The 9,261-nt window shown below is 47.6% G+C and carries 8 protein-coding genes; 6 read left to right on the top strand and 2 right to left on the bottom strand.

Features of this window, described 5'->3' with window-relative positions:
• Window positions 1-149 precede the first annotated feature (149 nt).
• From C5O22_RS13235 to C5O22_RS13210, 6 genes are all read left to right on the top strand, one after another.
• Window positions 150-1,499 carry a fibronectin type III domain-containing protein gene (locus C5O22_RS13235; protein ID WP_132782555.1) on the top strand — a complete coding sequence of 450 codons (1,350 nt, stop codon included), beginning with the start codon at window positions 150-152 and terminating at the stop codon, window positions 1,497-1,499.
• A 13-nt stretch (window positions 1,500-1,512) separates the two neighbouring features.
• Window positions 1,513-2,865, top strand: a complete 1,353-nt coding sequence (locus C5O22_RS13230) for a glycoside hydrolase family 53 protein (RefSeq protein WP_132782554.1) — start codon at window positions 1,513-1,515, stop codon at window positions 2,863-2,865.
• A 276-nt stretch (window positions 2,866-3,141) separates the two neighbouring features.
• Complete coding sequence (locus C5O22_RS13225; protein ID WP_132782553.1) at window positions 3,142-4,203, top strand: LacI family DNA-binding transcriptional regulator; 1,062 nt, start codon at window positions 3,142-3,144, stop codon at window positions 4,201-4,203.
• 15 nt (window positions 4,204-4,218) lie between these two features.
• Window positions 4,219-5,196 carry an LEA/WHy family protein gene (locus C5O22_RS13220; protein ID WP_132782552.1) on the top strand — a complete coding sequence of 326 codons (978 nt, stop codon included), beginning with the start codon at window positions 4,219-4,221 and terminating at the stop codon, window positions 5,194-5,196.
• 220 nt (window positions 5,197-5,416) lie between these two features.
• On the top strand, window positions 5,417-5,761 hold the full coding sequence (locus tag C5O22_RS13215; protein ID WP_132782551.1) for an encapsulin-associated ferritin-like protein: 345 nt from the start codon (window positions 5,417-5,419) through the stop codon (window positions 5,759-5,761).
• Window positions 5,762-5,776: 15 nt separating this feature from the next.
• The gene (locus C5O22_RS13210; protein ID WP_132782550.1) at window positions 5,777-6,574 is read left to right on the top strand and encodes a family 1 encapsulin nanocompartment shell protein; all 798 of its coding nucleotides are present in this window, start codon (window positions 5,777-5,779) and stop codon (window positions 6,572-6,574) included.
• A 241-nt stretch (window positions 6,575-6,815) separates the two neighbouring features.
• Here C5O22_RS13210 and C5O22_RS13205 read toward each other — a convergent pair whose 3' ends face one another.
• Together C5O22_RS13205 and C5O22_RS13200 are read right to left on the bottom strand one after the other, a co-directional pair.
• The gene (locus C5O22_RS13205; protein WP_132782549.1) at window positions 6,816-8,021 is read right to left on the bottom strand and encodes a M48 family metallopeptidase; all 1,206 of its coding nucleotides are present in this window, start codon (window positions 8,019-8,021) and stop codon (window positions 6,816-6,818) included.
• 12 nt (window positions 8,022-8,033) lie between these two features.
• Complete coding sequence (locus tag C5O22_RS13200; protein WP_132782548.1) at window positions 8,034-8,990, bottom strand: YjgN family protein; 957 nt, start codon at window positions 8,988-8,990, stop codon at window positions 8,034-8,036.
• Between the last annotated feature and the right edge of the window lie 271 nt (window positions 8,991-9,261).

The following is a 9,261-nucleotide window of genomic DNA, read 5'->3' as shown; positions in this document are numbered from 1 at the left end:
AAGGTTCAGCGGGTTGTGTACTTAAATCCATCCAATGAGACCAAGAAAATAATTCATAAAAAGGGTGCATAAATAGGTGACAAATTTGTTGACAAATAGCGGGCTTCCTCTGTGATGAGGGCGACCAGAAGGGACGCCCCATTGGGGAGTTGGAACGGACAATTTTGGTAAGCCCCCTCTACAGCGTGGAGACCCTTTCGGGGCTCAGTTTTTCTACCATGACCAGTAGTCTTGGTAGGGCTATCATGATCCCCGTCAATGGGACAGTAACTTTAAGCGAAGATGCATCCCTCACTATTGAAGCATCCAGTGGTTCTAGTCTTCCTACTGGTTTAACCTCCCGAGATTTTACCCTTTCTGTTTCAAACGATGGAAAGGCTATACTGGTGAGCCCTTTGGTAGAACTTTATGGTAAAGAATTTTCAATGAAACTTACGATTCAGGGTATTAGAACTGCCACCTGCCATGTTCCTATGGAACAAACCTTTACGGTTACCTGCCAGAAAGCTCTCATAGCCGTAGATGGTTTACTGGATACCAACTGGACTAGTTCATCGGTGGCGGTATTTCAGGATACGCAGGGGGATGGGAGTGCCGGTAGTTGGAGTCAAAGTGGAATTGATATTCATACCCTTCGGGTAACCAGTGATCCCAACTATTTGTATGTGTCCCTTGCGGGGTACCTCGGGGTAAATTGGAATGATGGAATTCTTATTCTCATTGATAAGGCCTCGGTCAATGAGGTAGGGAGTACTGATGTCGCTTCTGTGGTAAGTACCGCAGGGGCGGCCCTCCCGGCGGCAACGAGTTCTTTTCCCAATGGGGAGCCAGATATCTATTTCTGGCATAAACCGGGTTTCCAGGATGATGCGGGTAACGGGGCGGGGATCCTCTTTGGAAAGTCCGGTTCATCCTGGGGGAAAGTGGCTGAATTCTGGTGTCCCTGGAGTTCCCCTTCAGGTTTCTCCTTGGCTCCTGTGGGCTGGACCCAATCGGCCCCACCTACTTTTGTAGAGTATGCTTTCCCTCTGTCGGCCCTTGGCCTTTCTTCGGGGGATACCGTTCGGGTTATTGCGGTTCTTTCCTCTAACTGGTCCGGTACCGCTTATGCCACCGACACGGCCCCTGATATGATGGTCAATGATACTCATGATACGGCCACCTTTGATTTTGCTCAGGGACTTTCCTATACCATTGGAGAGACCAGTGGCACGGTGACCCTTGCGGTTCCTGCGGCCCCAGCCTGGATACGGATTCGTTCGGTAACTACCGATAGTATTAGTCTTTCCTGGCAATCCGTGTATGGGGCTACTTCGTACCAACTCCTCCGCTCTTCCTCTGTAACCGGTCCCTTTACGGTGGTCGCTTCTTCCATTACCGGTAGCACCTATACTGATACGGGCCTTAGTTCTAATTCTACCTACTACTACCAGGTACAAGCGGTAAATGAAAGCGGTGTGAGTGGGGTTTCACCGACTGTGGCCGGAAAAACGAATTAGGAGGGAACCTTATATGAGAGGGAAATTACGGAATTCGACAAAATATGATGGAAAAAATCGGCGCCCCCTGTTTGTTCACACTTATTTTAGGACGTATTGCGGGGTGTTCTTGGGGATAATCCTTGGGCTTGGGGGACTCGTCTCCTGCACCCTTCCGGCGTATCATGATGGGGGAAGCACCAATCTTACCTCGTATGAGCAATTGAATATTGCCCCTCTTTCGGTGAGTATACCGGCAGATTTTATCCGGGGCGTGGATGTTTCGATGGTACAAGAGATAGAAGAGCTTGGGGGTGCCTACTATGATGGGAATAACCAACGAAGGGATCCCCTGGCGATTCTTAAAGATGCAGGGGTGAATTGGGTGCGGTTACGCCTATGGAATAATCCCCGGAATAGTACGTATACGAGTGTTAACTATGGTCATAACGATATTGGTCGTACCGTCGCCATAGCCCGTCGCGCAAAGGCCCTGGGATTGAAGGTCCTGTTGGATTTTCATTACAGTGATACCTGGGCCGATCCAGCCCAACAGGTTGTACCTGCTTCCTGGGCTTCCTATACGGACATACAGGACCTGGCAGACGCTCTGTACGATTTTACCTATACCACGATTCAGACCCTTACTACCGCTAATGCTGTTCCTGACATGGTCCAGATCGGAAACGAAATCGATAGTGGCATGCTTTTTAACTGGGGGAAGCTCAGCGAATCCACTGGGCCTGCCAATCTGGGAGTACTCCTTGATGCGGCATCCGATGCGGTTCGAGCCGCAGCCCCACAGGCTAAAATCATGATACACCTTTCCCGGGGGGGACGGGATCTGAGCGGACTTACCTCCTTTTTTGATCGCTATGCAACCCACGGAGGAACCGCTGCTACGGTACGAGAAATTGATTTTGATATAATCGGTCTTTCCTACTATCCCTATTATGCAAGCCATGGAACGGTAACTCAGCTCAAAAGTAATATAGAAAATTTAAAAAGCCGTTATGGTAAGAATGTTCTCATAGCTGAGACAAGTTACGGCTGGACTACCGGTTACGGAGACTCCACAACCAATGTGTTTTGGGAAGATGATGAAGAAGTGGCCGCCACTAACCTGACAGGCCAGGGTCTTACCTTCGCGACTCGTTCAAATGGAACTACCCTCTATTTCCCGGCGACTATTGAAAATCAGGCCGCTTTCATACGGCTTATGATAGGATCTAGTGCAGAAAAGGGGGCCCTTGGAATTTTCTATTGGGGTGGGGATTGGATACCCGCCTTAGGTGTAGGGAGTACCTGGGAGAACCAGGCCCTGTTTGATTTTAACGGCAAGGCTCTTCCTTCTCTTACAGCCCTTGGTGTCCGGGGAAATAATTAGTGAGGTTTTGAGGGAAATCATTAAAGATAAAAAGCGTTATTAAAAGAAAGGGAAAAACACCTAAAAAAACTGCGCTGTTTTGAACGTTTGCCGATGGGAAAAAAGAATAAAAACGGGGGCTTCTCGCTGATATGAACAGAAGCTCCCTTTCTAAAGGCAATGATCATGTCCTTTGTTCTGAGGGGTAAACTATCATCAGAGAATGGGTAACGTCTTTATTGCGTTTTTACAATCCCTCTCTTGTTCATATTGGGTGAAGGTGGTATTCATACAACGATGAAACATAAAAAAACGACCCAGTCGGATGTGGCTCGGCGAGCGGGGGTAAGTCGCAGTATGGTTTCCTATGTACTTAACGGGACCGATGCGGCGATTGCCCCTGAAACGCGGGAGCGAATTCTTAAGGCTATTGAAGAACTAAATTATCGCCCTAACACATTTGCCCAGGCCCTTCATAGAGGAGCTTCAGGGAACCTGGCGGATAAGCAGATTGGCATTGTCATGTGTGATGTGGACCGCTTTCTTCGTCCCTACTATGCGGAGATTCTGGCGGGAATCCACCAGGCGGCCCATCGAAATCGTTACCACATCCGTTTTATCCGTTTTTTTGAAGAATTAAAAGATCCCGTGCTTTTTAATAAACTTGTTCATCCGGAAGAGGTGAATGGGCTTATCCTTCTTTCTCTCGATCAGGTACTCCAAGGGCCAGAAGATCGACAGGTAATTGAACGGATTAAGACTCGGATAGAACAGGTGGTCTGTGTAGAATGGAAATACGACGGCCTTCCCTCCGTTTCCTTTGATCGTCAGGATGCTATGTACCGGGCGGTGGTCCATCTTTTACATAAGGGGTATAGAAAAATATTTTATATTGGAGAAATTGATAACCGAACCTTGGGGTACAAGCAGGCTCTTATGGAAGATCAAAGAACATCTTCCACGGATTTTTATATTGATAACGCCAATAATATGACCAGTGGGTACGAAGCGGCCCAGCGGCTATATCATGAAGAGACCTTTCAAAGGTTGCTTCAGCAAGGAGAATCCTCTCCGACAGAACGGCCGGCGATTTGTGCGGGTTCTGATGAGGTGGCGATTGGTATCCTGCGTTTCCTTCATGAAAAGAATATTATGGTTCCCCGGCAGGTAGGCCTTATCAGTATGGATAACATTGAGATGGCAGCCTTTGCAAATCCTCCTTTAACTACCATCAATGTGCAAAAACGGGGCATGGGAGAACAGGCGGTAGAACTGCTGATTCGGGGACAGGCCAGACAAGGTGCTCAAGCGGTAACGGTTCTCTTGCCGACTTCCCTTATAGAAAGAAATTCCTGTTAGCAGTATTATACGAACATGGCTGATTTGTATGGAATAAACAAAAACGATAAAGGGAAGAACTTTTTTCTTGATGAGGGCGATTTTCACTCTCTGAAAAAAAAGAAGGCGAGCCGGTTACTACAGGGTGGTATCGTGTTGGGCCTCTTTTTCTTCTTGATTTTGGGGGAGACTTCCTGCACAACCCAGCCTTCTCCTGCGGTCTCGCTAGAAAATCCCCTCCAGGGTTCTTTTACTCTCAAAAGTGCCGAAGCTATGACCAGTGGCGAAGCCCTTTTGATTGCGGGCGTATTCGAGATAAGTAATACAGCCTCTCAGGAAATTTTTGTTACGGAGTCCACGGTGGAAATTACCGTAGAAGATAGAAATCACCGGGTTTCAACCATCACCGTTCCTCTTTCTCCGTCTGGGAATCCACAGGCCCTTAAGGCGGGGGCCTCCTCTCTGTATCCCTTTTCTGCTTCGGTTAAGGTTCGTGACCTTACTCCTGATGAGGGAGGGAATTTCTTGTGTCACCTTACCGGGCGGGGATTATGGGAAAGTGGCAAAAACTCTCTCTCCCATCCCTTCAAGGTCTCCCAAGCCTATTCCGTGAAGTGGCTACGGGCGCCGGAACTTCGAATTCTTTCGTTAGCGGTAAAACAGGCGGAACTGGTTAATACCCGTTTTCGGATACGTCTTTCAGTGTATAATCCAAACGGGTTTCCCCTTACTATTTTTCGTATGCGGTATGAACTTTTTGGCAACGGGCGTCCCTGGGCCGATGGCTTTATGGAAAAGATCTATACCGTTCCTTCTGCCCAGACTACCGAGGTGGATGTCTTTGTGGTCATGAATTTTATCGATATGGGGCGGGACCTTTTTAATCAGGTACTTACCATGAAGGATGTCTCCTATCGTTTTGCGGGAACCCTTCAGCTTGCTACGCCCCTGGAAAGCCAGCCTCCTTTCTCGTATGCCTTTAATCTTGAAGGTTTTGCTCCGGTGGAACGATAAAAGCCATTTCTACCACCCTGTTTTTGATGGCGGTCTGCTTCAGGCTCAGGTAAGGGGCCGGTACGGTGGTATTCAAATCTGGCCCCTTATGCGATTGCGGGTTCCTCTCACGTATCCCTTTTCTCAGAATGTTTTAAAATTCTAACAAATAGAGAAAATATGCCTTCTCAAAAGCGGTAAGGGCCAGTATATTTAAACTATACCCTACTAGGAGGATGCTATGGCCTATCATGAGCCGGTGGAATTGCTGGACGAAAAGACCCGGAATATTTCCCGGGCTATAACCAGTTTAAAAGAAGAACTAGAGGCCGTGGACTGGTACAACCAGCGGGTTGCGGCCTGTCAGGACCCACAACTCCGGGCGATTTTGGCCCACAACCGAGACGAAGAAATTGAACATGCCACGATGATTCTGGAGTGGCTCAGGCGAAACATGGATGGCTGGGATGAACAATTACGAACCTATCTTTTTACCGAAGGGGACCTTACCCAGCTAGAAAATGCCGCTGAAGAAGGGGGTACTTCCCTGTCCAGGGGAAGTCTTGGTATCGGGAACCTCGAATAATGAGGAGGGATTGTTATGGATATTTTTAAACGGGAACAGGCTCCTATAGCCTCCGTAGCATGGAATGAAATAGATAACCGGGCCCGTCAGGTGCTGATGGGTCATTTGACGGCCCGGCGTATTCTTCACGTTCGGGGCCCCCTGGGCTGGAATTATGCGGCCTTGCCAGAGGGACGGCTTTCTATCTTGCAGGAAAGCCCCGTTGCAGGAGTGCGGTGTGGGGTTTATCAGGTCCAGCCTCTGGTGGAAACCCGGGTTTCCTTTAAGCTTGATCGGTGGGAATTGGATAATATCCTCCGGGGTGCCCGGGCTATCGATTTGAGTCCCCTTGATGAGGCGGCAAAAAATGCAGCCCTTTTTGAAGAACAGGCGGTATACAATGGCTTTGCTGCCGGGGGTGTCGTGGGTCTTACCGCGGCGGCCACCCAAAAGGCCATCTCCTTTGGAAAGGAAGGGAGCGAAATCATGCTCAATTTGTCCCGCGCCCTTGTTCAGATGCAAGAGGTCCATCAACGGGGCCCCTTTTCCCTGATTCTCGGAAAAGAACTCTGGGAACGGGCTAACACAGAAGTACAGGGATACCCCCTCATGAAGCGCATCAAAGATATGGTAGGGGGAACGGTTGTGTACAGCAGTGTTCTTGAGGGGGGACTCATGATCCCCCATCGCCATGAAGATCTAGAACTGGTGATCGGCGGTGACTTTTCCATAGGCTATGAACATCATGATTCTCGAATAGTGCAACTGTTTATAGCTGAATCTTTTACCCTCCAGGTCGTTGATCCTTCGATTATTTTACCATTGCGAGCATAGGAACCAGACGTTCCTACGCCTTTTTTGACCATCCTATGGCATGGAAGGGAAGGTGGATGGAGCATGACTGGAGAAGAAGAGCATGACTCCCTGGTGAAACGCTCCTCTGGCCCGCTGGTATGGGACAGGCGGCCAGGGGATGCCTGGAGAAGTGCGGTAGGGGCAAGTAAATCCTGTGAGGGGAAAAGGGCATACCAGCGTTGTGGTACGTCTTGAATACGCCAAAGGAGGCTCAGGCTGATTACTGGAGGGCCATTTTAATCTGTTCGAAAAGAAGCGCTGCCTGTTGGCGGATGCGTTCTTGTTGTGGAGAACGAGAGATAGTACTGGGCAAAGAAGAAGCCCTTTCTTCATGGAGCCTCTTAAAAAGGGATGGATGGGTGGAAAGCCATTCGGGCCCCTTTTCGGATTCCTTTTCGCTTATTTTGGTAAGTAAATGCGTTAATCCTTCGGGGGAGAAACCATTTTGAATAAGCAGTTCCCTTGCTCGCAGGTCCGCTTCTTCTTCAAAGGTCCGGGAATATCGTAAATTATTGAGCATGTGTCCGTTCTCAATGAGGATCCCCAAAAAACCACTGAAATCACCTGCTATAAGAGAGATAAGGTAATAGCCGGCAAGGTTCCGCACGATCAGGCGGGTTGAATGCCGCTTTTCAATATGGGCCCATTCATGGGCAAGGAGAGCGGCGAGTTCCTCTGGGGTTTCTATGAGTTCGAGCATAGGAAGATAAATACCAATGTACCCACCCATGACGGCAAAGGCGTTAATGGTGTCCCCCGGTAACAGGGCGATCTCTTTAATCTGGTGACCAAATGTAAGGGTCCTTGCAAATTCTAAGACCTTTTCTTGGAGTTCAGGGCGGGTAAGACCCCCTTCGCTTTCTACAATATTGGAGAACAGGGTTTCTCCCAGGGAGCTTTCCTGAGAAGGTGGTAACAGAGAACTGGTAAGATCCGCAATCAAGGGGATCCCCATAAAGTAGAACCCCACAATGAGGGCAATGGTCAGGAAAACACTTCCAACAACCTTTCGGGGACTTCCGAAAAATCTCTCATAGAAAGAACGGTGCCGCTTAAAATATCTCGTGTTTTGGAGGGTATAAAAAAACTGAGGATCCTGAATAATGAGGGTTTCATGGGGAAATGGCCCATACTGGAGTTCGCCATGATGGGGCCGGGTGTCTCTTATTTTAATACCGGAAAAATCCCATATCTTTGTGAATAGTATGTCTGGCTCTGGGGAGAAATATTCCCCCGGGACCGAAGGTACTTCCTGTTGGGGGATATCAGGAGGTACATTCCCATCGTCAGGATGTTCTTCTTGGGAAGCAACCTCCCGGGCTGCCAGGACATAGATGGTCAGATTATCTTCGCCTAGTACCACCGTGCACGGATACGCCCGAGAGGATTTTCCATCAAAATAAGAACCGATACATGAACGATCCATATTTTTCTGGAATTACCACAAACCGTCTCCAATATCAATATCTATGGCGTCCAGGAAGCTTGCCCCTGTGGCGTCATGGTAATCTTCTTCGGTCTGTTCAATCTCGTCGGGATTAAAATCACCCGTGATATCGATGGCATTGAATTTCATCTTTAAAGTGCGGATAGTGTTCCAGGGAAGGGCAATGCCAAACGTAATAATAGCAAGGAGCGCATTGATAATACTGGTTTTTATGAAGGTCCCCGCTCGTAAATGGGCAACGAAGCGTATTTCCCTTTCTCCCTGATAAGCCCGATAACAACTGGTAAGATAATTGAAGTAATTTTTATAGTACCAAAAACTGTAAATTCCCAGGGTAATAATCGTAAGGATAATACCTTTTAAATGGAGGAAAAACAGGTCTTTCCCTGACCCTTCAAAATCAAAGCAAATGCTTCCGAGACGAACATGGGAATAGATGTATTTATTGAGTCGAATGGTAAACCAGGGGCTGTATATCCCGAGGGTAATAATTGTAAGGATTGTTCCCTTAAGGTATTCTTTTAATAATTCTGATTTTAGACCCCGATAGCCCATGTGGATCCCTCGCCAGGAAGTTCGGGATAGGCGATACCGGAGTGCTCCGTGAATCATAAAAGGAATAAGCACGATTAAACCCAAAAATAAAACAAGTAGCCCTAAATACACAATAAAAAGGGAATTAGTAAAAGCCCCTACTAGTAATAGGACATATAAAATAATAAAAACGAGAATAAGCTTTATATACCCGAGAAGAATTTCTTTTCCTGTCCCATGGAATGTAAAAGGGGTTCCTTCCAGACTGGTGTTTCGATAAAAAAAGGCGATTCTCCTGACTTTCCCCCAGGGGTAATAAATTCCAAGGGTTATGACTGAAAGCAGTACATTCACCAGTTCGATAAGAAACAGTTCCCCCCCACGGCCGCTAAAAACGAGTTTTCTTTCCTGCATCTCCTTCCTCCGTACTTTTACAAGTTTAACAATTCTGTGGTTTTAAGGGTAAGGTACGAAGGACCTGCTGTCAAGTTTAATTGTATTTTTTTGTGTAGTCTTTTAAGATGGAGCCCTCTGCCATTAGGTAACCCCTTGAACAAGTTCAATTTTGTACTGAAAATGGAAACGATACCATACTAGAGTCTGCCTATGGATATGGGGTTCATACGCAGGATTATGCAAAATATTTAAAGTGGTTTAATGATCGACATACGAACATTACGGTAGA

This window comes from Treponema sp. J25, from assembly GCF_004343725.1.
GTDB lineage: Bacteria > Spirochaetota > Spirochaetia > Treponematales > Breznakiellaceae > J25.
This window is presented reverse-complemented; position numbering and strand designations above follow the sequence as displayed.